Annotated in this window: 22 protein-coding genes; 10 read left to right on the forward strand and 12 right to left on the reverse strand. The window is 47.1% G+C overall.

The features are described 5' to 3' along the window. Nucleotides 1–11 precede the first annotated feature (11 nt). The 8 genes from QNM19_RS16065 (at nt 12) to QNM19_RS16100 (ending at nt 6,641) form a co-directional block, all read left to right on the forward strand. Entirely contained in the window at nt 12–203 is a 192-nt protein-coding gene (locus tag QNM19_RS16065) for a hypothetical protein (protein ID WP_049865568.1), read from the forward strand. A 394-nt stretch (nt 204–597) separates the two neighbouring features. Then, nucleotides 598–933 (forward strand): hypothetical protein, encoded by a 336-nt coding sequence (locus tag QNM19_RS16070; protein WP_156202382.1) that lies wholly within the window; start codon nt 598–600, stop codon nt 931–933. A 95-nt stretch (nt 934–1,028) separates the two neighbouring features. Then, nucleotides 1,029–1,976: a hypothetical protein gene (locus QNM19_RS16075; RefSeq protein ID WP_049865567.1), complete on the forward strand. Its 948-nt coding sequence runs from the start codon at nt 1,029–1,031 to the stop codon at nt 1,974–1,976. A 138-nt stretch (nt 1,977–2,114) separates the two neighbouring features. Further along, nucleotides 2,115–2,750 (forward strand): HAD family hydrolase, encoded by a 636-nt coding sequence (locus QNM19_RS16080; protein ID WP_049865566.1) that lies wholly within the window; start codon nt 2,115–2,117, stop codon nt 2,748–2,750. Nucleotides 2,751–3,001: 251 nt separating this feature from the next. Continuing rightward, the gene (locus QNM19_RS16085) at nt 3,002–3,940 is read left to right on the forward strand and encodes a hypothetical protein (RefSeq protein ID WP_049865565.1); all 939 of its coding nucleotides are present in this window, start codon (nt 3,002–3,004) and stop codon (nt 3,938–3,940) included. Nucleotides 3,941–4,695: 755 nt separating this feature from the next. Next, a complete protein-coding gene (locus QNM19_RS16090) occupies nt 4,696–5,385 on the forward strand; it encodes a hypothetical protein (protein ID WP_049865563.1) in 690 nt (229 codons plus the stop codon). A gap of 118 nt (nt 5,386–5,503) precedes the next feature. Then, nucleotides 5,504–5,851 (forward strand): hypothetical protein, encoded by a 348-nt coding sequence (locus QNM19_RS16095; RefSeq protein WP_049865562.1) that lies wholly within the window; start codon nt 5,504–5,506, stop codon nt 5,849–5,851. Between the two features lie 154 nt (nt 5,852–6,005). Further along, nucleotides 6,006–6,641, forward strand: a complete 636-nt coding sequence (locus tag QNM19_RS16100; RefSeq protein ID WP_049865561.1) for an HAD family hydrolase — start codon at nt 6,006–6,008, stop codon at nt 6,639–6,641. A gap of 167 nt (nt 6,642–6,808) precedes the next feature. On the opposite strand, the gene QNM19_RS16105 is transcribed toward QNM19_RS16100, so the two are convergent. The 7 genes from QNM19_RS16105 to QNM19_RS16135 form a co-directional block, all read right to left on the reverse strand. Further along, nucleotides 6,809–7,897 (reverse strand): alkene reductase, encoded by a 1,089-nt coding sequence (locus QNM19_RS16105; protein ID WP_049865560.1) that lies wholly within the window; start codon nt 7,895–7,897, stop codon nt 6,809–6,811. 31 nt (nt 7,898–7,928) lie between these two features. Next, nucleotides 7,929–8,837, reverse strand: coding sequence for an EamA family transporter (locus tag QNM19_RS16110; protein ID WP_049865559.1), 909 nt, complete (start codon nt 8,835–8,837; stop codon nt 7,929–7,931). Further along, nucleotides 8,834–9,532: a uracil phosphoribosyltransferase gene (gene upp / locus QNM19_RS16115; protein ID WP_125562046.1), complete on the reverse strand. Its 699-nt coding sequence runs from the start codon at nt 9,530–9,532 to the stop codon at nt 8,834–8,836. The genes QNM19_RS16110 and upp overlap by 4 nt, the downstream gene beginning before the upstream one ends. 63 nt (nt 9,533–9,595) lie before the next feature. Beyond that, entirely contained in the window at nt 9,596–10,282 is a 687-nt protein-coding gene (locus tag QNM19_RS16120) for a phosphoribosylanthranilate isomerase (RefSeq protein ID WP_010385288.1), read from the reverse strand. Nucleotides 10,283–10,754: 472 nt separating this feature from the next. After that, the gene (locus tag QNM19_RS16125; RefSeq protein ID WP_284026926.1) at nt 10,755–11,504 is read right to left on the reverse strand and encodes a substrate-binding periplasmic protein; all 750 of its coding nucleotides are present in this window, start codon (nt 11,502–11,504) and stop codon (nt 10,755–10,757) included. 174 nt (nt 11,505–11,678) lie between these two features. Continuing rightward, nucleotides 11,679–12,824 (reverse strand): acyltransferase family protein, encoded by a 1,146-nt coding sequence (locus QNM19_RS16130; RefSeq protein WP_049865961.1) that lies wholly within the window; start codon nt 12,822–12,824, stop codon nt 11,679–11,681. A 249-nt stretch (nt 12,825–13,073) separates the two neighbouring features. Beyond that, nucleotides 13,074–13,652: a nucleotidyltransferase family protein gene (locus QNM19_RS16135; RefSeq protein WP_049865962.1), complete on the reverse strand. Its 579-nt coding sequence runs from the start codon at nt 13,650–13,652 to the stop codon at nt 13,074–13,076. 221 nt (nt 13,653–13,873) lie between these two features. Here QNM19_RS16135 and QNM19_RS16140 point away from each other — a divergent pair, with 221 nt between their 5' ends. Further along, the gene (locus QNM19_RS16140; protein WP_010385282.1) at nt 13,874–14,176 is read left to right on the forward strand and encodes a hypothetical protein; all 303 of its coding nucleotides are present in this window, start codon (nt 13,874–13,876) and stop codon (nt 14,174–14,176) included. A gap of 115 nt (nt 14,177–14,291) precedes the next feature. Here QNM19_RS16140 and QNM19_RS16145 read toward each other — a convergent pair whose 3' ends face one another. The 5 genes from QNM19_RS16145 to QNM19_RS16165 all read right to left on the reverse strand — a co-directional run bounded on the left by QNM19_RS16145 (nt 14,292) and on the right by QNM19_RS16165 (nt 23,085). Continuing rightward, nucleotides 14,292–15,587, reverse strand: coding sequence for a sensor histidine kinase (locus tag QNM19_RS16145; RefSeq protein WP_082225566.1), 1,296 nt, complete (start codon nt 15,585–15,587; stop codon nt 14,292–14,294). Further along, on the reverse strand, nt 15,587–16,267 hold the full coding sequence (locus QNM19_RS16150) for a response regulator transcription factor (RefSeq protein ID WP_284026927.1): 681 nt from the start codon (nt 16,265–16,267) through the stop codon (nt 15,587–15,589). The genes QNM19_RS16145 and QNM19_RS16150 overlap by 1 nt, the downstream gene beginning before the upstream one ends. Beyond that, nucleotides 16,245–19,388, reverse strand: coding sequence for an efflux RND transporter permease subunit (locus QNM19_RS16155; RefSeq protein ID WP_284026928.1), 3,144 nt, complete (start codon nt 19,386–19,388; stop codon nt 16,245–16,247). Before QNM19_RS16155 ends, QNM19_RS16150 begins: the two co-directional genes overlap by 23 nt. Then, nucleotides 19,381–20,574, reverse strand: a complete 1,194-nt coding sequence (locus tag QNM19_RS16160) for an efflux RND transporter periplasmic adaptor subunit (protein ID WP_284026929.1) — start codon at nt 20,572–20,574, stop codon at nt 19,381–19,383. Before QNM19_RS16160 ends, QNM19_RS16155 begins: the two co-directional genes overlap by 8 nt. Before the next feature lie 213 nt (nt 20,575–20,787). After that, complete coding sequence (locus tag QNM19_RS16165) at nt 20,788–23,085, reverse strand: cytochrome c peroxidase (RefSeq protein ID WP_049865800.1); 2,298 nt, start codon at nt 23,083–23,085, stop codon at nt 20,788–20,790. Nucleotides 23,086–23,392: 307 nt separating this feature from the next. Here QNM19_RS16165 and QNM19_RS16170 point away from each other — a divergent pair, with 307 nt between their 5' ends. Further along, nucleotides 23,393–23,551, forward strand: a complete 159-nt coding sequence (locus QNM19_RS16170) for a hypothetical protein (protein ID WP_155946265.1) — start codon at nt 23,393–23,395, stop codon at nt 23,549–23,551. The last annotated feature ends 310 nt before the right edge of the window (nt 23,552–23,861 follow it).

Raw genomic sequence — 23,861 nt, forward strand, 5'->3', positions numbered from 1 at the left:
GAGGCACAATCATGGAAGAAAAGTACATAACCCTATCTTATTGGGTTCTATTTATCATCATTCCAGCACTTATTGTCGGAGTAGCCGTTTATATATACTCTCTGTCCATGTGGGTTTTAGCTGGGGTAACTTTCTGCCTTTTCATTGCTGGAGAGCATGGGCTCAGGGCTTGGGCAAAATACTGGACTGAGAGCAAGAAATAACATTCACGGCCACTTAAAATTGCCCTTCGAAGGCATCTAAATCAAAATTCTTGCACAGATGATACGCCGTTGAGCCTAAGTTCACACTCAATGCACCTGATGGGGCAAATTAAGTCTACACAACGAGGGTTCTGCTTTGCTTACAGGAAGTCTGCTGGAGCATGTGCCCGCAACAACCTCATGATGGATGTTTTATCCATATTTCCAGTAAGGCCCGTTTTCTATTGTGAGCAGGAGGCTTGAAGGCGAGGTCTCCTAGTGGTATTTTGTCGCTCCCATTTTGGGTAAGCACCTTCTGTGGACGGTGCAAAGGCTTAGCAACAGATCTAAACCGGCACTCTTACAAATACATCATCATAAATCAAACATTAAACATGAAATAGAGGGGTTAATTTTGAAAAAATTGGTCATCGGATGTTTTCTTTTCTTATTATGTAGCGTATCCCATGCTCAGGTTTATCAATCAGGACCAATTAAAGTTCAGAGCTTACGTGTAGCTAACAATGTCACTTATGTTCGTTTCTCTCCGGCGTTAAATGCATGTGAGGGTGGTTATCATTATCGTATGCATGCCAAAGTCAATAATGATAACACAGCGCTAATTTCATCTTTGCTTACGGCATATACAGCGCAAAAAACGCTAGGTTATGTTTTTGTAAGTGGAGAGGGAAAGGCGTGTTCACCAAGCCATATCTTAACTCTTGATATGATAGAGTTTAGTCAGCAGTAGTGTGACGTTATATAACAAGATTCTGTAGCATTAATAGCTAAGCTTCTGTTTTTTCTCCGTCGACAGGGACATAGTTTACCGAAAAGGACTGGGTTTTGGGTTTAATAGAAAAGCACTGGATAAAGATACCTGCCATACTATATGTTGTTGGGTTTATTGTTCATAACGCATATTTATCAAATTTTGGAAGTTATGAATTTCAATTGGTTCAAGCTAAATACATACTCTCTGGGTTTGGAGCAGTAGGTTTTTCAGTTATCTGTATTGTATACACCGGAATTAAGGTTAACGTATCCAATGTAAGTGAAAGTCTCACCCTTGATAAGGTTTTGCCCTGGTCTCTGAGAGTTATTTCTCTACCTTATGTTATTTATGAAATCTTGTACGGAAAAGAGCTGTTTGAGATTGGTGGAAATGCAAAGGACTCACTTATTCTAATGGGAGGTGTAGCCTCACTAATAGCTCATTCTGTCGTTGCTTGTACGATATTAGATATTACGTTAATGGCAGGCGAAAATGAATATCGCCTCAAAAAGGCGCTTTCTTTTCTCTCAAGATTATTATCAATCCCTATGCTTATCTTTACGCTTGTGATTGCTTGGAATATTCCGGAGTTTTCGGGGGTTATGAAAGCAACTACATACTTCTTTTTTGGTTATGTGGCGATTGCCTTGAGCCAGAATGATAAGGGGGAAATTGAATTACGCTATACTAACCCTGACATAAAAGAAAGATATGATAAATTATATCAAGCGGCATTCAGTATAGTTGGCGTGTTCTTTATTTTATGGACTATTGCAAGCTATTACACAAAGTATATTTACCCTAAAATACCCGTTGCTTTAGGGGGCGCAAAGCTTGAATTTGTATCTATCAATACCAAAGAAAAAGTGTATGACTCCTACTTAATACAAGAAACTAAAGATTGGGTAATGTACATAGATAAATCAAGCGGCCAAGTCGAAAAAATCAAAACAAGCCTTATAGAAAAAATTGTTTTTAAAGAGGAAGTGCCAAACCAGCCATTGAGGCAGAAGGAATGACTGTTGTCCTTTGCTTATTTTAGCTAACAAGCCCGTGATGTGCAGAACCAAAATGCCTGGTTTGATTCGCTGCCTCCCCCATTTTATCCAAGCATTTTGCTCCACGTATATGGGCATTACACAGAAGGAACTGACACAATGAATCACGTCATGTTTGATATTGATGGCACGCTTATCGAATCCTATGATTTTGATTCTGAGTGTTTTGCTGAAGCCGTTAAGGCAGTGACAGGATATGAGATTGATACAAACTGGTCTCGCTACACACATGTAACGGACACTGGGATCCTCAATCAGTTTTTTCAAGAAAATAACATTGAAAATACTCAAAGTGCGCATGAGCAAATCAAGCATGTTTTCTTATCAAAAATACGCACTCGAATTGCAAAAACGCCAGTCAGTGAAATAGTGGGGGCTGCTGCATTTATTGCCCGTTTAAAGGAGCTCGACAATGTTTCAATTTCGCTTGCAACGGGTGGATGGTATGAAAGCGCTCTCTTAAAGCTGGCGTCTGCTGGCATGGATATTTCAAACATTCCCATTGCTTCTGCAAATGATCATTACTCAAGAATCGAGATAATGAAAATTGCTGAAAAAAGAGTCGTTAAGGAGACGCGTTTATCATTTACCTATTTCGGTGATGGAAGCTGGGATTTGAACGCGTGCAAAAAACTTGGTGTTAATTTTGTTTTAGTTGGTGATAAAGTTATACATAATCAGTCGATTATGAATTTTGAAAAACAAGACGAAGTATTGGCCTATATTGGCTTGTAGCAAGGGCTCCGGGAGAGCAAAAGCGTATTTTTCGATGACTCCCAACTCCAAAATCGCGTGCGGATGATATGCCATATACCTTCTAAACACGCTTGGTAATTACTGCCGACGACAAGCATGAGATAGACTAGCTTATCGAAAATTTATAGCTCGTCCTGACAGCACCCATCAGGTAGGTCGTGCTGGCGGCGGCTCAGTTCAACAAGTGGTTATGCGTACTGCGTATGCATGAATATTAAAACGATAGCATCATGAATATTGAACTAGATATTTCTACGCTCCTAACCTCAATAGGCATATCTTTGGCTACTGCGGCATGGCTGGGGCGAGTATTAGTGAATCAGCTTTTTAATAAAGAGCTGGAAAAGACCAAGAGTGAATTTGCACAAAAACTTGTCGCTTTCAAAGCCTGTCATGAGGCCGAAATTCGTAAAGAAGTTGAGGTATTTCTCAAACAGAATGAGGCTTCTATTCACTATGAATCAGAGGCAAAAGCGAGACTATATAGTGCTATCGGTCCGTTGAAATTTCAGCTTCTTCTGGCGGCAAGAGATTTCACGGTAAGAGTTCGCGGCTTATCAAGACAGCCACACGAAATGAATGTTAAAGGGCACTATGGAAAGAGTACCATATATCGCATAGCACGCCTTTTTTGTTTAACAGAGTTAATTGAGAGGCAAGTGACTTATGCGGATTTCTCTGTTGATTCATCTGCAGTACGCCTTTTACAGTTCAAAAAAGCGCTTTTTCTCTTATTTTCCGGATCAAAAATTACCTATCATCATCCGAAGTCAGTCTGGGAGAGTCAGGAAGAACATCTTTTCTTTGATGTGATTTCTAGCATTGGAAATGCATTAGTTGTTGAGTCAGGCATGCCATCTGCCCGGTGCATGTCGTTCTCTGAGTTTTCCGATGAATTATCCAACCCGGCCTTTGCAACAAATATAGAGCCATTGGTACATATTTTAGAAGGGTTTGAAATCAACAAGTCGCCGATCTTATGGCTAAGAATGGTGTGCGTCGCGGTTCTTTGCAGCAACATAATTGAGGAACTCGGCGCTCCCATAGGCTTCGACAAAAAGCCTTTAGATTTTATGTCACTTCTAAGAAAAACAGATGATGAGTACATAAACAATAAGATTCAAAAGTACGCGGTTCATTTACAAGAGACGCTTGATGAAGGCCTATGAAGGTGCAGAGTTGACCTGTGGACTTTTAACGGATTTTTAAAAGACACCCTACATCAAATTTGATGTGCGAAGGGCAGTTTCCAATTGGATGTCCTCGCAACTTCGTCCTCGCAACTTCAAATCAGCCTGGCCGTTTTTAGTTTCCTGGCTGGCAATAGCGCTGACAATTTATGTATGCTTTCTCAGCAACAATATTTATGTTTTAGTGGTATACCTTTCATTTGGCTGGCAGGTCGCTTCTGTGAGGTAGCGATACTTCCAATGCAGCCGATCAGCGCCGAAGCATCTAATGCCAGTCGCAAGTTCGGAAACTGGTTCATGCTAGGTTTGGCACTATTAATCATGGCGGGCATCTTAGCAGGCTAACTTTTAGCAAGTTGCTCAAGTGCTCGTCGGGATTTCGGCACTCCGTTGGGCGTTTAAACCACTCAATTGGTCGCTCCATAGCAAGTCGTTATAGGTAAGAGGAAGTCGTGTGTTCGAAATCACTCTACAAATTTTTTTACGAATAATTGTAGGCTTTCTAATCAATACAGTTTGCTATTACGCAGGTTGGTTTATTTGTAAGATCGTAACATTAGGAAGGTATCCATATAACTACCCGCATGAAGATGGGTTAGTGATGGGTTATATATGCATGAGTATTGAAACTCTAATTGGTTATCTCGTAGTTTTTGGGACTTTCCTATTTGTCTTGATAAATTATTTATAAAAAGCGCTGTAACCAAAGAGCGCCAGGTGGAGATTAAGATCGTATGCATATTCTAAAAATTGCGCTTATATCAATTGTACTTTTCTCACAGTTGGGCTTTGCTTCTGGTTTTGGAGAACTTGAGCCATATGTTCCAAAGAGCAGAATGGTCATTGCTGATGTAATGATCTTGTCTACATCTAAAGAGGTAGAAGAAATCGGATTTCGTTTGCAAAACTCATTTAAAGAACATCCTGATTGGTTTCGGGTATACGTATCAACAGCTGAAAAAGGTAAGCCATTAGCGTTTCATAAGAACTTTGGCATTACAAAAAAAGAATACGAGTATTTCCTCACCGAATCACAAAAGATGCAATTAGTTAAAACAGCAGAGACAAGGTTGAAATTTGCTTTATCATCGAGTGGCAATGTCGAGATCATGGGGCTACCAGCATCGCCTCCCCACAATAGGCTCGAATTTAACGTAAAATCAAATCAAATTGAGATAGCTAAGACGACCCTTAATACCTACAAAGAAATTAATCAAAATAAGGCCAGTTCGGCAACAGGTCGGTGGAAAGGAAAACAATGGTCATATAAGCAAATGCAATCTGAGTCTGACTTTAAATCAATTAAATTTGCTATAGGTACCAAGCTTGATGAACAAAAGCACATAATTTATTACGATGTAAACATTGTTGTTGATGGGCAGCCACAAATGCTTACCTATATTCTTCTTTATAGTTCGGTGTAGGTCGTTATTTAGAAAGTTACTCAAAAGGACACAAAGTGCTTGGCTTGTGCTCCTTGGTCATAATTTTAGCCAAGCATTTATGTGCGCATTAGTGAGGCGTTAGCATGCAGAGAATTGTATGAGAGCATTTCTAGTTTTGTTGTCTTTATTTCTAGTTGGCTGCTCGCCAGTTTGGGAAGAGCCACCGTATGAAATTTACTACATTGATGGTGCTAAAACGCTAGGATACAGGCTTGGTGAAGGCGGGTATATTGGGCGCGTTGATGAGCCTAAACTTGTTAAAACTAATGAAAAATACATTTCAGTTTATGCTTGTCCACATAAAACTTGCGCTTTTTACTACATTGATAAGGCTAAAGATCACAAGTTTGCTGAGGCCGATGAGTTTGTTTTTGGGCCATATACAAAAGTGCAGTTTACAGCACTGGTTAAAAAGTTAGGATTACCGAATGTCAGAACGGAGTAAGCAGCAATGCTAACAACCGCTCCAATCAAGGAAACAAAACGGCAGGCTTGCGCTCGTTCTTTGCTTATCTGCAGTTCTCAGTTTGATGTCCTCGCTAAAACCTCCAAGCATTTTGCTCCACGTATATGGGCATTACACAGAAGGAACTGACACAATGAATCACGTCATGTTTGATATTGATGGCACGCTTATCGAATCCTATGATTTTGATTCTGAGTGTTTTGCTGAAGCCGTTAAGGCAGTGACAGGATATGAGATTGATACAAACTGGTCTCGCTACACACATGTAACGGACACTGGGATCCTCAATCAGTTTTTTCAAGAAAAGAACATTGAAAATACTCAAAGTGCGCATGAGCATATTAAGCGTGTTTTCTTATCGAAAATACATACCCGAATTGCAAAAACGCCAGTTAGTGAAATAGTGGGGGCTGCTGCATTTATTGCCCGTTTAAAGGAGCTCGACAATGTTTCAATTTCCCTTGCAACGGGTGGATGGTATGAAAGTGCTCTCTTAAAGTTGGTGTCTGCTGGCATGGATATTTCAGACATTCCCATTGCTTCTGCAAATGATCATTACTCAAGAATCGAGATAATGAAAATTGCTGAAAAAAGAGCCGTTAAGGAGGCGCGTTTATCATTTACCTATTTCGGTGATGGAAGCTGGGATTTGAACGCGTGTAATGCACTTGGTGTTAACTTTGTTTTAGTCGGTGATAGAGTCAAGCATAGTCAGTCGATTATGAATTTTGAAAAACAAGACGAAGTATTGGCCTATATTGGCTTGTAATTAAGACCCCTGAAGGCCAAAAACACTGACTTAATTCTTAGTGTTTTCAAACTTTGCTTGTTCAGATAAGTACTTCGCAGAGGTTGCGTATTATAAAGTGGCAAAACAAAAAAGGGTGATAAATCACCCTTGCGGTCAGTAAAGGAGAGTCAGACCATAAAATAGACTCAGGCGGTCAATTCTGCCTCCTCAAGTGTGGGGTAGTCGGTATAGCCTTCGGCTCCGCCACCATAAAACTTACTGTCATCTACTTCGTTATATTCAGCACCCACTTTGGCTCTTTCTACCAGGTCCGGGTTAGCCACAAACAGGGCTCCAATGCCTACGCCATCACACAGATCTTGTTCCAGTACCTGAGTGGCAATGGCAGGCGTTGCCGGGCCGTCATCCCATGATTGATGTGGGTTAAGGATCAAGGGACCTTGCCACAATGCACGGATCTTTTGACTGGTCTCACGACACGCCGCTTCCATGATATGCAGGTATGCCAGATCCGTCGGTAATGCTTTAATCAGTGCCTGATATAAAGGCAGGGTATCGGTTTCATTGATGTCATTGAACTGGTTATGTGGTGAGATACGAAGGCCCACTTTATCCGCACCGATGGCATTGGCAACGGCGGCAATCACTTCAAGGGTAAAGCGGATGCGATTCTCAATGCTGCCGCCGTATTCATCGTCGCGCAGATTGGTGTTGTTGGCTAAAAACTGATGCGGTAAAAAGCCATTGCCTGCGTGGATCTCAACGCCGTCAAATCCGCCGAGTATGGCGTACTTAGCAGCCTGTGCATAGTCAGCAATAGTCGCCTGGATCTCTTCATAGTTCAGCGCTCTTGGTGGTGCAAAATCTTGCATGCCATCTGGCGTAAATGTCTGGCCATTTGCCGTGACCGCGGAGGGCGCAACAGACTGGTGTGCACTGGGATACAGGCTGGGGTGGCCAATGCGACCGCAGTGCATAAACTGGGCAACGATTTTACCTCCTTTTTCGTGCACGGCGTCGGTGACTTGTAACCAGCTTTGTGCCTGTTCATAGGTGTGCAGACCCGGTGAATTCATGTAGCCCTGACCAACCTGGTTGGGTTGTATCCCTTCAGTGACAATGAGTCCGGCGGTTGCCCGCTGGCTGTAGTAGGTCGCCATCAAAGGGGTTGCCAGGCCAAGCTCTGTGGCACGGTTACGGCTCATTGGTGCCATAACGAAACGGTTGTTTGCTTTGATGCTGCCGTATTGAGTTGCGTCAAATAAAGTGTTCATTGCAATATCCTTAATTATTTAAAAGTCTGAGTTACGCCTTAGAAAGCGACTTATCCGTTGATGGACTCGCAAGTGTTCGGTTAAACAGCTGTTGCTGCGACACGGCTATCGCCACTACGATGACACCGGCCCCCAGTATCTGACTGAATGTCAGTACTTCGCCGAGTATGAAGTAACCCAGTAAAGTTGCTGATAGTGGGCTGGCGAATGAGATGAAAGACACAGTGACCACAGGTAGCTTTTCAATCGCCTTGAACCACAATACATAAGCAACCAATGCGCCTATCAGGCTCAGATAGGTGTAGCCGATTACATTATTAACTGTTAACTCGGTCGGGAAGCCTTCCTGGACTAGCCCTATTGGTAGCAAAAACAGGCCGCCGACAACCAGCTGCCAGCCGGTGAATGTGTATAAAGACACACCTTCGGGTTTACCCCATTTTTTGGTCAGTACAATGCCTGTTGCCATGGACATGGCCCCTGCAAGTCCTGCTAATACGCCAGCGGTTGGCAATTCCATATTGGGCTCAAGTACCAGTAAAGACACACCCAGTGCGCCTATCAGACAGGCGACGAATTGACGTGCTTTTAACTTGTTCTTTAGCAGCAATGCGCCAAGTAACATTACAATGATTGGCTGACATGACATGACTAACGCTGCGACACCACCTGGTAGTAAGTAAGCGGCGACAAATAAGCAGTAAAAGAAGCCACCGATGTTGAGCAAACCGAGAATGATGGAGCGCATCCACCACACACCTTGTGGTAGCTTACGGCCCAGCAACACCAGTAGGATGCCTGCTGGTAGCGCCCGTAAAACAGACGCAATCAATGGCTTATCTGCTGGTAAAAGTTCAGTGGTAACAATGTAGGTGCTACCCCAGATGGTGGGTGCGATCATCGCAACCACCATCCAAAAAATTAGCTGTTTGTTGCTCATACAGCCCCCAGGTCTGTAGTGCCAAAGTAGCGGTCGCCGAAGTCTCCGATACCGGGGATCATGAAGGCGTGTTCGTTCAGTCGCTGCTCGATAGACGAAGTCACTATGGTGACGTCCGGGAATTGAGCGGTGACTTTTTGCAATCCTTCTGGTGAGCACAGTAGGTTTACGAAGGTGATGTTTTCTGGTTTAACACCGGCCTTGGTCATCACGTCCAGAGCACAAATGGCCGAGCCACCCGTTGCCAGCATAGGTTCGAAAAGAAGCACATGGAACTTTTCGACGTTGTCCGGCAGTTTGGAATAATAGAGTTTTGGTAATTTGGTTGTTGGGTCACGTTGGATGAGAATTTTCCCAATTGGAATATTGAGATCCAAGCGACGTAATTCGTTTTCCATACTTTCGCCTGCACGTACCACAGATACACCGCACAGAGGCTTCGCAAATTGTTTGCCCTCATAAGTTTCGCCAACCGGCGTAGTGACATTCAGCCCTTCAAAGTTCAGTCTTTCCAGGCTTTTTTCCAATAGCAGACGAATGATCTGATCGGCGTAAAAGGTAAACTGACGTTTGTTGGCTGTTTTATCGCGCACCTTAGTATGCAAATAGTGCAGTCGATCCGTTTGCTCCAGTTCAATAACGTTTGCAGTGTTATAGTCGGGTCTGGATAGTGACCTTAGGTTAGTTGCAAGCATGGTATCTCTCCTTAGTGATGAGAGTCAGGTGCGCTTGTAGGGCACCTGACTCAGATATGATGATTAAGCATTGATTTCTGCGAAGGCTTTTTGTGCTTCACTGATAAACTTCTGGACTTTAGCGCGGTCTTTACGACCGTTTGCGCCTTCCAGGCCTGTGTGCGCGTCAATGGCAGCTGGTTTAACTTTGCGGATTGCATCTGCCACGTTGTCTGGGTTCAGGCCACCAGCCATCATCAGAGGCTTAGGCGAACGGCGAACCAGCTCAGCACTCACGTCCCAGTTATGCGTCAGGCCCGTTGCACCTTTGGCACCAGTTTTAGGGTCAAACGTATCTGTGATGAACATGTCTACGTATTCGGCCACTTCATCAACCAGCGTCAGTAGCTCATCAGCATTGTCTTCCTTAACAACCAGGCTTTTCAGGATGTAGAGATCAGGGCGAAGTGCGCGTAGCTTTTTCATTTCAGCAACGCTGATGTCGCCATGTAGCTGTACAGCTTTTACACCCAGCTCTGAACAAAAACCGCTTACTTCGTCTGCGTCTATCATGTAGCTGATTAGAACGCCTGCCTGAGGTTCGCTGAGATCTTTGATGATACTGATTGCGTCACCTTCAGTGATGTCGTCTTTACCAGATGGCAGACGTAGTGGAAAACCCAACCATTCAATGCCTTCTGCCAGACACAGTTCTGCTTCTTCACGGTCAATGATGCCAGCTACTTGGATGATGTTAGTGATGTTATTCATGGTATATCTCCTAATTGTTTAAAGTTAAGTTTGTTTAAAGAATCTTGAGTTAAAGATATAGGTTATTTCTGATACCGTCAAGTATCTTTGTATAAAGATATCTGTTTTTTTCTCGCTTTTTTGCGTGAAAATTACTTTTTAATTTAAATTCATATGGTTATGTGATTAAAAAATTTTGGATTGATGAAGCTTCTCGTTGCAAGTGCTGGTTCCGGCCCCTCAGGGCAAAGAAATAACCTGTTTTTTTGGGGTGGCGTATGGAGTCCGGGAGAGGGATGCCAGGATTGTAATCGCGTTAGTGTGGCACTTTTGAGGTGCCTTTTCTGTGTAGCAATCTGAGCTAAGGACTTTGGGCGGAGAATGTGATTTGCAATTCAGTTGTTGGCATGACTGGTAGTTGAGAACGAGGGGAGTTGTCGGTGCCCGGGCATTTTATCGGGCTCGTGCTCACCCAGTTTGGTTAATATCCATGCTAGCGGTATTTCTCTAAAACACTTTGCTCACCCCCTTGCTGACGAAACTGGGTGATCTTTTTTGAAAACGCCTCCAGTACGTCAAGATGGGGTGATTGATTAGAAATACACAGTGAGAAAGAGACGATGTCCAGGGTGGTGGGTATTTCAATGATTGCATCCTGTAACTGGTGCTTTGCGACAAAATACTGCGCAACCACTTTGTCGGTTACCACTACATCGCCTCTTCTCTTTGCCAGCATCTGAAGTGCATTCGAGATATTGGGTGTGAGACTGCGTGTGTATTGATTTTGCGGCAGATTGGCTTCTCCCCAGCCATTACCTATATAGTCGAGGATCTGAAAATCGCGCAGGCCTTCAGTGTCCGATACTCGCATCAGAACGTCCAGTTCAGGGTGATGACGATAGGTGAACAGGTTTATGGGCCCGATAAATACCGGCGTATCAGAGATACTGACGTGTTGAAGTCGTGCATCGGTGGGCACAGAGATAAAAGCATCGGCCTGTCCGTTAAACACCATTCTTTGGGCTCTGCCCCAGGGGTAGCCTTCATGCACTACAGTCAGGCCCATTTGTCTTTCAATGACTTCAGTGACAATGTCGACCAGAATCCCTGTCATCTGACCGGCCTCGTTTTTGTAAGAATAAGGTGGGAAGCTGTCATAATAAACCACTCTAAAACTGGTTTTTCCCATCACCAAAGGGGTAAAGAGCACAAGCAAGAGCGTGATTAAGAGACGATAAATCATGTTATTCCGGGCAGAGTTCGACGAAGGTGAACACTTCTAGTGTAGTTGGCCCTTCATAAATAGGCGAGCAAGGGGCTATCAGAATAAAAGAGGTGATAGCCCAGAGTAGGTTCGTTAGGAGTGCCGTAATGTAAGTTCAGGTATGCATCTGTCACACACCTGTGCACGTTAAAGTTACTTTTCCTCAGACAATCTCGCGCCTTCAGGGACCTTTGATTGCGTAGTTTTCAGGCCAAACAGGTAACGCGTGAGGTTAAAAGGCCTGATGAAAAAACAACAAATCGCACCGCAAATGATGAGCGACGAGAACAACAGGCTCAATGATTTGACGGCAATACCTGCGTCCCACTGCACAATGTAAAATGCGAGCGCCACAATTACGGTTTGATGCACAATATAAAAGGGATAAATCATTTCATTGGTCAGGCGCAGCCAGTTGGGTGTTTTTTTGCACCAAGCACTGGCATAACCGATGAGGGTTAATAAGCCTGACCAGGAAACGAGTGCACTGATCAGCCACCAGAGTTGCCAGCGCATTTCTACCGACGCATATTCGCTAATGTCAGGTCTGTAGTACCAGGCATAGAATGTGACCGAGCTAAAGAGCAACCACTTAAAATTAGTGGCGCGGTTATATTCCAGAGCGAACCAAATTTTAGGGCTTTTTATAAAGCACATACCAGCCATAAAAAACAGCAAGAAGAACAGTGAGACTGACAGGTTGAATAAGCTTGGGTCTTGTGAGGGCATAACGGTTTTAAGGCACAGCCGCACCCCAATGACACCTAATCCCAGCAAGAACAGGCCATGTTTATGTTCCGCGATGCGTTCCAGTGCGCTTAGTAGCGCGCGGCCAGATGATGCTCCGAGCGCCAAATTAACCGGCACAGCAAGCAACATAAAGATAAACAGAAACTCGATAAACCACAGGTGGTTGGCATTAAAAGCAAACATCAGGCTACGATAAGCGTCTGCTAAATTGTGATATTCAGTGATGTTTTCGAAGTAAGCCTGGGGTGGTACGACAACCATCATTGCGAAGATCAGCGGGATAAGTAAGCGATGCAGTTTGGTGGTCAGGAAGGCGCCTGTTGATACTTTATTAAGCAGCAATACCGAACCTGCCCCCGCGATGAAGAATAAGGTGTGCAGTCTGACTTGCTCAAAATACACCATGATATCATCGAGAACCTTACTTGATTCATGGTTCATAACGTGCCAGCCATCTCCGTTAAATGGCATAAACACATGATGCAAAAAAACCGCAAAAATTAATAAGACTCTCAGCCAGTCTAATTCCGAGTAACGAGATTTGTCCATGTTGATTAATCCTTTATGACGTGAATTTCCCAGCTATCGACTGCCCATTTTAGTACTTATTATCATGCTCTGAAGCTGCGTCGGGCTGGTGCGGATTTTAGCATATTATGAATACCTAAAAGGGTCAAAGCAGAGAGTGTAATAGGGCTGGCATTGCTCGCGGGCAGTGTGGGGGAAGTCATGTAACTCTAATAACTTGGCGTTTTATCGTGTGGCGTTATCTCGATTCTGCAGTGAAATGCAACTGTGCTAGTTTGATGCCGTTAGTTTTAGCGCTGGCCATTTGTTTAGCCATTGTTTTGAATGTACGCGACTGTCAAAAATTGCCCTCGACCTTTTTGGATTGTGCGTAATAAAGAGGCTGTACAAAGAGTCAAATCCAAAAGCTGAGATACATTCGTATGTGTTCGGTGCGACCTGTCTGACTGCCACAGCTGTTTCTTTTTCTGGCCAGTGATGCATCGCATCCAGGGTGCTGTGATAAGCGGGATCCCCATTATACTCATGCATTTTCGCCTGATTACGTACCTGCCAGTTAAGCTGGGGCATGCACTTGGTGAGTTGTGCTTCGTACTTCTTATACGCATTGGGGTCAGACTCAGCAGGGTCGAAGTAGATTACGTCTACATCATGCAATGGCGTGGAATGCTTAAACTTGTGCAATGCGTCCCAGACTAAGTTGCGAACAAAACCGGCTGCGATATAGCATTGCGGTAATTCTAATTGCGCCACCAAATTGAGCGCTTCGACTCTGAGTTTATCTTGTCGAATAAGCAAGGTGATCTTACTCTCTGGTGTCTCATGTGAGCGCTGTTTGTAGCGGTCCATCAGCTCTCCATTTGTTCTATAAAAATATAAATTACATGCACATAGCTCAATGGCGTCAGGCATCTGTCTTATGGGTTTAGACAGTCTAGCGGGTTTGCTTGGGTGATGTATACCTGCAAGCGAAAAGACGCTATGAAGCGTGAGGTGCTATCAGCCTTAAGATCCAAAGTGCTGTGCCTCTCGTAGTAAAGAGTGAACTAATATCAGACTGTGAGGTAGATATGAAACAGTTCGCACTCAAAGTATATGACGCCTACACCTATATCTTTGACTCCACCAGAAACCCGCTTCGGCATATCCCGGACCCTGTGAGCCGCTTTCACATTATGACTGTTTTAGCCTGTATGTGGAGCTTCACCTTTGCAACCTACATCGGCAGTATGATTGTCTTTGGCATCAGCCTGGCTGCCCACATTATTCTGTTTTTGATGTTCTTTTTTACCATCTCTGTGTTCTATGATGCAGAGAAGAATAAATCCTCCTGGCTGCTAAAATTACGCAGGGACAAACTGAAACAAAGTTAAAGCACGCGGCTTGGCAGGTAAAGCGCGCCGGAACGCCCGGGCAATCTTGTGCAATTGTGTGCCGTTCCTTGTGATGTGCGGCACACTTCTTTGCTGATAACTTTTCTCAGGCAGATTAGTAGCGCGGCGACAGAACTAAAGTCACACAAAAGCGCCTGGCGTCATGGTTAATGTTGAGTTGCCATTGCAGCTCGTCGCACAGTCTGCGTGCTAAGTCCAGGCCCAGTCCATAGCCCGACCCATTGTTGAGTTCATCATCCTGATCCGGGCCTTGTCCGGTTTTAGTGTGCTCATCGTTGTGTTCACGGTTTTCAATCTCGATAATATGCTGTGTTTGTGTGATTGAAATGGTGCCATGATGGGTGTGTTGTAAGGCATTTCTGAGCAGATTACCAATGACGATGGTTGCGCCGGATTGCGACAATTCACACTGGTAGTCATCACTGTGTATAGCCACATCAATGTGTTTTCCCTGCCTAAGGTAAGCCAGATCTTCCAGTTGAGTGTTTATCAGGTCAGCCAACCTGATTGCTTTTAAATCTCTCAGAGGTTGTCCTTTTCGGCTTAGCCACAGCAGAGTCTCTGTGAGTGCCACCATCGCCTGGCTGGCGTGATCGATGCGCATCAGTGCTTTTTTACCTTTGTCATCAGGCGTGTCGCCAAGGCGATGCAGCAGTTCCACACTGCTGCGGATCACCGCAATAGGGGTACGTAGCTCGTGACTGGCATAGCTGACAAACTCCTGCTCCCGATCAAGGCTGTGTTTGACCTGTTGCAGGCTTTGCTGGATCAGTTCGGCCAGCGTGGTCAGCTCGTGGTAGCGAAATACCGGAGGGGGCTCGTCCAGCGTATGATGATCCAGCCCGGCAGCCCAGTCATGTAGCTTTGCCACAGGTCGGGTGACGGTACGCATTAATATCACCAGCACGGCGGCAAACAACGCGAGGGTACCCAGCGCAAATAACACCCCTAATATTTCCGGTCCCTGAAACCTGGTTTTAGGTGGCATCTTGGGCGCGGTAAAATGGTGGGCAACAAAGCCGGACTGACCATCCGGCTTTTTAAAATACAGTACGAAGCGGGCTTCACTGGGTCGGGTGAGCATATTATCCCGGGTTACCTGTTTATATAACGCATTGGTTTTAAGCTCCTGGCGCGAAAAGGTGGCACGAATGGTCTGGGGTAAATCCTGCCACTGACTGGCCACCACAAAGTTGTGCGCCTTTACTGGTTGACCGGGTTGCGGGTGGTGCGCCTGGGCGACATTCAGCATAGTGCCTTTCATCATGTCATCGAGCCCGGTAAAAAAGCTGTTGGTCCACAGTACGGACAATAAACTGATCACCAAGGTGGCCAGCACCAGCAGGGCAGCAACAATATAGCGGCGCAGGCTCATATGTATAGGGGCCATTAAACGCGCTCCTTATGGCAATGGAGTTTAAACCCTTGTCTCGGGATGACGTCGAGGGTGAGCATCGGGTCGCATACTGAGAGTGCTTTGCGAAGGTGATGAATATGTACCTTAAGCGCATTACTGTCGGGTTGTTCATCACCCCAAACGGCCTGCAATAGCATCTGTCTCGTCACCATATTTGGATATGCACGCAGCAGGGTTTCGAGGATGATCATGCCTGTCGGGCTGAGTTTGAGCGGAGTGCCCTGATAAGTGGCTTCCCGGTTATCCAGATCCAGGTGTAATTCAGCCAGTTCCAGCCGTTTAACCTCACCACTTTTACGCTTGGCTAAGGTTCTGACCCGCACCACCAGCTCGGCCATGGCAAAGGGCTTGACCAGGTAGTCATCACAGCCAGTGGCAAAACCTGCCAGTTTGTCTTCGAGTTGATCCCGCGCTGTAAGCATAATCACTGAGGTATCATTGCCCTCGTTGCGCAGTGCCTGGCAGATCTGTAAGCCATCCATGCGCGGCAGGTTCAAGTCCAGAATGATAACCTGATACGGATTGTTGCGGATCAGATTGAGCGCGGCAATGCCGTTGGCTGCGTGGTCGCAGATGATGTTTTCCAGCTCAAAGTAATCAATGATGTTCCCGGCCAGCGCCAGGTCATCCTCAACTAAAATGACGTTGATCATGAGGTACATACTCCTTACGGGTGGGTCGGAACCGGCTCAGCAGGGTTGAGATATCGTGGCTGATCAGCAGTAATATCGGGATTAAAAACAACGTAATGGCCGTGGCAAACAAAATTCCGTAACCGAGGGATGCCGCTGCGGGTATCAAAAATTGCGCCTGCTGAGAGGATTCTCCCAAAATCGGGTATAGCCCGGCAAAGGTAGTCAGTGATGTCAGTAATATTGCACGCAGTCGGCCGGTGCAGGCTTCAAGTAATGCATTGTGCATGGTTTTCCCCTCACGGCGATGGCGATTAAACTGGCTGACCAGCAGTAGGCTGTCGTTGATCACCACGCCGCTGAGCGCCAGTATGCCATTTAAGGATAGAATACTAAGCGTTAAACCTAAGCCCCAGTGACCTAAAATCGCGCCTACAAAGCCAAACGGAATAACCGACATGATGATCAGTGGCTGCCAATATGATTTCAGTGGGATAGCCAGCAGTGCATAGATAGCCAGCAGCGCCAGCAGATAGGCGGAGCTCATGGAGTCGGTGGCTTCTTTTTGGTGCTCGGCTTCCCCGGCAAAATGTATGTTCAGATCCGGGTATTGAGCACGCAATCTAGGTACCATGCTGTGTTCTAGCCTGGCCACCAGCTCGGTGGGCGTCAGCAGGGCTTTATTCACCGCAGCGGAGACAGTTACTGCTCTGACGCCGTTGATCCGGGTAATGGACTGCACTTCGCTGGTATAGGTAACGTTTGCGACGTTGCCAAGCGGCACGGTCCGTCCGTCCGGGGCACGCACTCTGGCTGTAAGCACATCAGCCTGCTCGCTGCGCTCAGCCAGTGGATAACGTACCCGCACTTTCACTTCGTCTTTGTCCCGCATATAACGTTGTACGACCTCACCACCAAATGCTTGCAGTAGCTGGCGTGCCAGCAATTGCGTGGTAAATCCGCGCATTTCGCCTTCTTCGGTGACTTCAAAGTGCATGGTGGCTTCGCCGGGTGCCAGAGAGCTGTCGATACTGTGTACACCACTGATCTCACGTAGTGCCTGCTGTAAGTTAGCTTCTGCAGCCTCTAACGTGTCGTCGCTGCCACTTTTTAACTCCACCTTAAAGTTGGAGACGCGTGCAAGTTGCGCCTGAATATGCAAGGTTTTGCTGGCTTCCGGGGTGCCCGCCAGAGTCCTCCAGCGTTTCGCCAGTTCGCTCAGGGTATAGGGCTGGGTGCCAGCCAGCTCCACATTGAGTGTGCCGCTTTGATCGCCAGTAGCGCTGACCGACACGCTGGCGATGTGGCTGAGGTTTTGCTCGTCCAGCAATTGCTGCTCGGCCTGATATAGCCGTGCCTCAAGCTGATCCAGGTTGCGGGCGGTCTGGCCAAAGCTGGCGTCGTTGTAAAGAGTCATGGTGGCAGTGATGGTATCGGCGGGCAGTCCTGGGAAAAAGCCGACCCTGACAACCCCCTGAGTGATCAGGCTGGCGGTCAGAAAAAACAGTGCAAGAAACCCCATCAATGCGGCGTAACGAAAGTGCATTATGCGTTCCAAAGCAGGTCGGTACAGGTGCTGATTAAAGTCAGTAAGCAGCGCATCTGCACCTTGTTGAACACGATGCCAGAGTACCGTGACGCGGTTTGGTCGATGATTTTGTTGGGTGTTAATGTGGGCCAGGTGTGCTGGTAAGATCAATTTAGACTCCACCACCGACAGCAACAGACATAGGGTGACCACAGTACCAAACTGGGCATACAGCACACCTAGTCCGCCGGAGATATTGGCCAGTGCGGCAAAGGCTGCCACAGTGGTTAATACGCCAAACAAGGTGGGGACGGCGACTAGTTGCGTGCCTTTGATGGTGTTGCTGAGTGTGTCGCCAAAGCGTTGTCGGGTTGAATAGATGCTCTCACCCACCACTACGGCATCATCCACGACGATGCCCAGCGCCATAATAAAGCCAAAGGTAGTCATTTCATTGAGCGTCATGCCGGTGTAAGGTTCGGTCATAAAATAGAGGCTGCCGAAGAATACAAAGGGCAGGCCTGCGGCGACCCAGAAGGCGACTTTCAGATTTAGAAACAGTGCCAGTACCATAAACACCAGGGCAATGCCGCTCAGCGCGTTCAGGCTCAGCAAACTCAGGCGCTCCGTGATCAGTGTCGAATTGTCATGCCAGGTGATCAGTGAGGCCCCTTCGGGTAATTTGCTTTGCCATCTGGCTACGACGGCTTTGGCTTGCGCCACACTGTTGCTCATGTCGCCGTATTCGTCCATGACGATAGTGATGCCGTAGGTGGGATGGCCATTAAACCGGGCCAGGTGAAAACTGTCATCCGCAAAAGTATCTTGCAGTGTGGCCACATCGCTGAGTCGAATGCTTTTACCTGTTTGTGAGGTTGCTACAACTATCGACGCAAAGTCGGCGGCATAAAGCGCCTGCTCGGCGGCTTTCAGGCGCAGCACTTTATCGGGGTTACGCAGGCTGGTGGTCAGTGCCGTGCCGGAATACTGATTGATGGCTTCGGCCACTTCACTGAAACTAAGCTGATAGGCTTGCAGGCGGGCCTCGTCTATTTCAATGGCCACCAATGGGTCGCGGTGATCGGGCTGACTGAGTGTGGCGATATTGGGCTGAGCCAGTAAGTCATCCGCAAGCTGGCTCCCTATGGTTTGTAGTGTCTGGGCAGACAGGGCGCCAAATAACTGCACCCGGATCACCTCTTGCTCCCGCTGTGCGGTGGTGATCACGGGCTGCTCAGCATCCTGCGGCAGATTGTAGATGGCATCCACCTGGTTTTTTACGTCTCTTTGTAAGGTATCCAGATCATGTTGCGCGGTTTTTTCTACCAGTACCTGCACGCTGCTGGCACTGGCCGTGGTGGTGATGCGTTTTATCCCTTTCACAGACTCCAGCACATTTTCAATTGCAACGGCAATACCTTGCTCGGCCTGGGCAGCACTGCCACTGGGGTAAGCGACACTGATCTGTATGGTATCCGGCTCCTGTTGCGGGAAGCCCTCCTTGCGCAAACTACCGGCACTGCTCAGTCCGAGTAAGATCACCGCCAGCATGAGCAGGTTGGCTGCCACCGGGTTTTTAGCAAACCAGGCTATCAGGGAAGAACGCTCAGTCATGGCTGTGCTCCGGTTGAATAGGGGTAACTTTCATGCCGTCGAGATAGGCACTTAAAGGACGTACGACGATATTGGCCTGGTGTAAGTCTGTGGGGGCATTAATATACAGGTCACCGTGCTGACGAAATTGGATCTGCGGGGTAAAGTGCGCCAGGCGATTTTCCTTGTCGACATACCAGATGAGGTTTTGTTGTGACAAGGCTGAGGCGGGAATGCGCCACAAATCATCTTGCTTAATCCCCTGTATCTGAGCCTGCACATAACTGCCAAAATACAATGGTTGTGTTTGATCCAGTGGCTTATCGACGGTGACAATTGCCAGACGCTGGCGCGATTGCGGATCAATATACTGGCTCAGGCGTGATACCCGGCCGTGCCATTGAGTTTGCCCACCGACATGGGTTGTATCACTGAGGGTGACATGCCAGCCACCTTCTGGCATCGACTCTGTGGGCAAGTGCTGCCATTGCTCGGCGCTGAGTTCAATCGTGATTTCGGCCTGTGAGGTACTGTAGAGTGTGGCAATGGCGCTGCCTGGTTGCACATAACTGCCAGGCTGAACTGAACGCTTTACTACGGTGGCATCAAAGGGCAGGGTGAACTGACTGGCTGTCAGGTTATATCGTGCGCTATTCAACTGTGCTTCGGCCAGGTTCAGCTGAGCCGCGACAACTTGCTGTTGTGGTGCTCGTAGCGGCTGCAATACATCTTGACTGTCTGTGCTGGCCAGCTGTCGCCACTGCATCTTATTTGGGTCGCCCTGAAGTTTTTCTGCTTCCGCATCCAGTATGGCCTGTGCCAGCGAGACTTCGGCGTTCGCCAGCGTTTGCTGAAGCTGTGTGTCATCCAGCCGTGCCAGTATGGTGCCTGCCGACAGCCGTTCTCCCTGTTTAAAGTCAGGGTGGAGCCGGGTCACCCGGCCGCCAACTTCGCTACTGAGTGTCAGCGTATGCGTGGCGCTTACGGTACCGTGACCAGTAATGATGTGGGTGTAGCTGGCCGCTTTTACTGACGTAATTGTGACCTGAGGCAGTGTAACGAGTGCACTTGCTCCCTGAGTGGGCTCTGCGGCCGGCGAGTCTTTCGTGTCAGCGCCCCCCAGAGACGGGATCGCAAAGACAATGGCAGCACACAGGCCACAAAAGGCCAGCTGTGTGATGAGTAAACGATTATTGAGTAACGTCATGGTGAACTCTCTGAATAATATACCCACTGATGTTCAGTGCGGGCGAAAAGTAACCGCCAGTGTAGCGAGTGAATGGTTAAAGGCGGGTTAAGTACACCGGGTGATGTGGGTAATAACCAGGCTTCACAAAAAAGCCGCAGGTAGGACTGCGGCTTGGGAGGCGATATCACAGCGAATACCAGCTCACCGATGTAAGCCGACTGGTATTGGATATCAGTTGGGCAAAGTTGCGTTGTTTGCCCGGTTTGGCTTGCGGTTTCTTTTTGTGCGCGATGCGCCATCAGCCTCGATGACATCGACCTGAATGCTGACGCCCTCATTCTGGCCATCCCCTGAGACCAGTATGTAGTACCAGCCAGGCGCAGGGCTATCTATTTTGAGAAATTCACTGTTGTCTGCGCGACGTGACGCAAAGGTATACATGTCCCGGCTGGGCCAGAATGAGCCTGCAAACAGATCGCTGTTACCGACGCCGTGTCGGGTGCGGACTTCCAGTGTACTGCCCGGCTCTTTCACTTTAATAAAAAAGTAACTGTCACCGGGTGCGGCGCACTGGGCTTTGCCTGATAAAAGCTCGGTATAACCACTTGGCAGCCCCTCAATGCAGGCATTGACTATGTCCCGTGGCAGCTCACCGGGTTCTCGTAAGGCACTGTCGACGCCTGCTGCAACAGACAGCCCCTGGTAGCCATTTGGATCTAACACTGAAACGAAATGACGACCCCGGTTCACCGTGACTTTGAGTACCTGCTCAGTGCCGGTGCCGTGGGACGTAGCTTGTGCATTTTGCGGATCTGCCCATTGGTAGGCATTGTAAAATAAACGTGGTTGCCCTTTGCCACTGCGGCTGCTGAAATACAAAGTGGTATTGTCTTGTGCCACATCGACATAAAAGTAATGGGCTTTACCTGAGATACATTCTCCCTGGTCCAGCATCAAGCGGCTGCCTGTGACCGCAGTATCACCCTGAGCGCAATCCGCGGGTAAGTACAATGGCACGCCCTGATAATTTTTGGCGTACAGTTGCAAGCCGTCAGGGTCACCTTCATGGGGTTGTGGCAACCAGGCGGCGAGGCAATCTGCCTGTTTGACACAGGGATCGGTCAGCGCTTTCATAAAGTTGACTAAATCGGCTTTTTCCTGGGTACTGAGTTCTAATTTACGCAGTACCGGTGCACCATCGGCGATTTCATCATCGATGATTTTAGCGGCGGCATCGGTATGCTGGCGGGTATCAGGGAATAAATCGACACAGTTTTTGATGTCTTTAAACTGAGGTTGTTTGCACCAGCCCTGGTTGTCTATGTAGTCGTCTAATATGGCATGGTAGTCATCGTAATGCTCAATCACTTCTTCTAGCGTATCGTAATTGCCTGCATGACCGTAAGGGCCGGTGACTTCGACGTTCAGCAAAGTGGTAGAGCGAAAGCTGTAGATGTCAGCCAGGTTTTGATTGCGCAGGGTGCGGCCACGATCATTGCTTTCATCACCGGCTTCACCAATGCCGGGACCTATTTGTGGAAAGGCTAACCTGTGATAATTAGTGCCTTTGGTCTGGCTAAAGCTGTCGGTGTTGTGGCAGCCAATGCACTGGGTTGGCAAAAAATCGGGCTCACTACCGCCATCAGATGGGGGCGGCGGCATGTAAAGATATAAAAAGGCACCGCGCTTTTGTGACGTTGTCAGTGCGGTTTTATCTCCCTGCACGTATCTGTTCCAGGGATTATCCGTCATATTCATTGATTGCTGGTAGGCTGCCAGCGCACGGGTGATATTATCAAAAGTGACAATCTCTTCAGCGCTTTTATCACCATATACTGCTGCGAAATAATCCCGCCACTGATTGCGAAATAACTCGCCCTGGGCATTGCCATAGTTGCCTATTCGCGCAGCCAGATGGGCTCTGACGGCATCATTAGGCGCACCTTTCATAAACTCAAAGCCTTGCATTTCTGAGGGGGTGATCACCGGAAAGCGTGCTTGCGCTGCTAACAGCGAGTCGCCTGCGTTTGGATCGGCTTCACCATAAGGGACATCCGGTGTACTGATCCCCTGCTCAGGGTTTAGCCAGTCCAGAAACTCCACCCGGGCATCACGAAACAGGCTGCGTTTATGCACCCAGGCATTGAAGATACTGGGCGAGTTGCGTGGTACGTAGAATTGTCCTGTGGTGGTTTTACGGCCCGGCCCGAGTATATCCGGATCTTGTGCCAGGGTACCTACGGGCAGGGAGAGGCCATCGCCGCCGCCCAGGTAGGGGTGATGACAGCTGGCGCAGGCCACTTGCTTGTCACCACTGAGTGCTTTGGTGAAAAACAGCAGTTTGCCCAGTTTAACCTCAGGGTCATCGACACCGGGTAAGTCAAACCCGTTAGCCGGCTTGCCAGTCAGGCCATGCTGAATAATTAACTCTGTGAGTGCCTGGTCTAAATCATCGGGTATGGGCAGCGCGCAGGTGCTAAACGCACTGCCCATCAGCAGTGCAAATGCACTCGTTTTAACCTTTATCATGTTGATCTTCCTTTCGCTACAGTTGCTTTTGGGGCGGACGAAGCCGATTCAAAGGTCAAATTAACGTGTACAGGGTTAAGTAAAGGTTAAAGTGTGAATGGGAATAAAAATTCCCAAATTGGTAATAATGCGTATGAAAAAATGGTCTGATCAAAACATGAGCTATTTTTATAAATGTTTTTTAACGAAAGATTATTTATTAATCTCCATTTGATTTAAATAAATATTTCTTTAATTAAGGCTTTTTAGGGATATTAAAACCTGATACTGTTACCGCGACTTATGTAACTAACCAAAGGAAATTAAGATGTTACTTAAACTAAGCAAAAAGACCGTTAAAAACCTTAACACCTCTTCTGCTAAGCTCAATCCACAGCAAACCCCACAGGTTGCAGGTGGTACTAACCTGGACACGCTGATGTGTCTGAAAACCATGCAGTGCCCACAAACCTGGCAGTGCGCTTAATCGCTAATTTATGATCGACTCGGGGTGACCTGAGCGGTTATATCTTTAGTTTCTTGCTAGACAATGTTGTTGATCGTAGGCCAGTTTACTGGCCTGCTTTGTGTCTCTGCGGGCATCGTAGCGATTTATCTAATTGTGAAGTGATTTTCCCTCTCTCATCTACTGGTGTAAATTTGATAACACTCGCGTTTGTCATGATCCGGGTGATTGTTATTACAGTGCACAGAAGTACCTATCAATGAGTGTTGTACTCATGAATTTCAGATAACGCTTATATTGAGTAAATTTCTGCACATCGGTTTCTCTGTTG

The sequence above is a fragment of the Pseudoalteromonas ardens genome, from assembly GCF_030125445.1.
Taxonomy (GTDB): domain Bacteria; phylum Pseudomonadota; class Gammaproteobacteria; order Enterobacterales; family Alteromonadaceae; genus Pseudoalteromonas; species Pseudoalteromonas ardens.

Excerpts from the sequence above, each read along its gene's own strand:
- QNM19_RS16105 (WP_049865560.1), bottom strand. The coding sequence starts at position 7,897 with ATGAACACTTTATTTGACGCAACTCAATACGGCAGCATCAAAGCAAAC.
- QNM19_RS16095 (WP_049865562.1), top strand. The coding sequence starts at position 5,504 with ATGAGAGCATTTCTAGTTTTGTTGTCTTTATTTCTAGTTGGCTGCTCG.
- QNM19_RS16150 (WP_284026927.1), bottom strand. The coding sequence starts at position 16,267 with ATGATCAACGTCATTTTAGTTGAGGATGACCTGGCGCTGGCCGGGAAC.
- QNM19_RS16135 (WP_049865962.1), bottom strand. The coding sequence starts at position 13,652 with ATGGACCGCTACAAACAGCGCTCACATGAGACACCAGAGAGTAAGATC.
- QNM19_RS16165 (WP_049865800.1), bottom strand. The coding sequence starts at position 23,085 with ATGATAAAGGTTAAAACGAGTGCATTTGCACTGCTGATGGGCAGTGCG.
- QNM19_RS16085 (WP_049865565.1), top strand. The coding sequence starts at position 3,002 with ATGAATATTGAACTAGATATTTCTACGCTCCTAACCTCAATAGGCATA.
- QNM19_RS16090 (WP_049865563.1), top strand. The coding sequence starts at position 4,696 with ATGCATATTCTAAAAATTGCGCTTATATCAATTGTACTTTTCTCACAG.
- QNM19_RS16160 (WP_284026929.1), bottom strand. The coding sequence starts at position 20,574 with ATGACGTTACTCAATAATCGTTTACTCATCACACAGCTGGCCTTTTGT.
- QNM19_RS16100 (WP_049865561.1), top strand. The coding sequence starts at position 6,006 with ATGAATCACGTCATGTTTGATATTGATGGCACGCTTATCGAATCCTAT.
- QNM19_RS16065 (WP_049865568.1), top strand. The coding sequence starts at position 12 with ATGGAAGAAAAGTACATAACCCTATCTTATTGGGTTCTATTTATCATC.
- QNM19_RS16080 (WP_049865566.1), top strand. The coding sequence starts at position 2,115 with ATGAATCACGTCATGTTTGATATTGATGGCACGCTTATCGAATCCTAT.
- QNM19_RS16140 (WP_010385282.1), top strand. The coding sequence starts at position 13,874 with ATGAAACAGTTCGCACTCAAAGTATATGACGCCTACACCTATATCTTT.
- QNM19_RS16110 (WP_049865559.1), bottom strand. The coding sequence starts at position 8,837 with ATGAGCAACAAACAGCTAATTTTTTGGATGGTGGTTGCGATGATCGCA.
- QNM19_RS16155 (WP_284026928.1), bottom strand. The coding sequence starts at position 19,388 with ATGACTGAGCGTTCTTCCCTGATAGCCTGGTTTGCTAAAAACCCGGTG.
- QNM19_RS16130 (WP_049865961.1), bottom strand. The coding sequence starts at position 12,824 with ATGGACAAATCTCGTTACTCGGAATTAGACTGGCTGAGAGTCTTATTA.
- upp (WP_125562046.1), bottom strand. The coding sequence starts at position 9,532 with ATGCTTGCAACTAACCTAAGGTCACTATCCAGACCCGACTATAACACT.
- QNM19_RS16120 (WP_010385288.1), bottom strand. The coding sequence starts at position 10,282 with ATGAATAACATCACTAACATCATCCAAGTAGCTGGCATCATTGACCGT.
- QNM19_RS16125 (WP_284026926.1), bottom strand. The coding sequence starts at position 11,504 with ATGATTTATCGTCTCTTAATCACGCTCTTGCTTGTGCTCTTTACCCCT.
- QNM19_RS16145 (WP_082225566.1), bottom strand. The coding sequence starts at position 15,587 with ATGGCCCCTATACATATGAGCCTGCGCCGCTATATTGTTGCTGCCCTG.
- QNM19_RS16170 (WP_155946265.1), top strand. The coding sequence starts at position 23,393 with ATGTTACTTAAACTAAGCAAAAAGACCGTTAAAAACCTTAACACCTCT.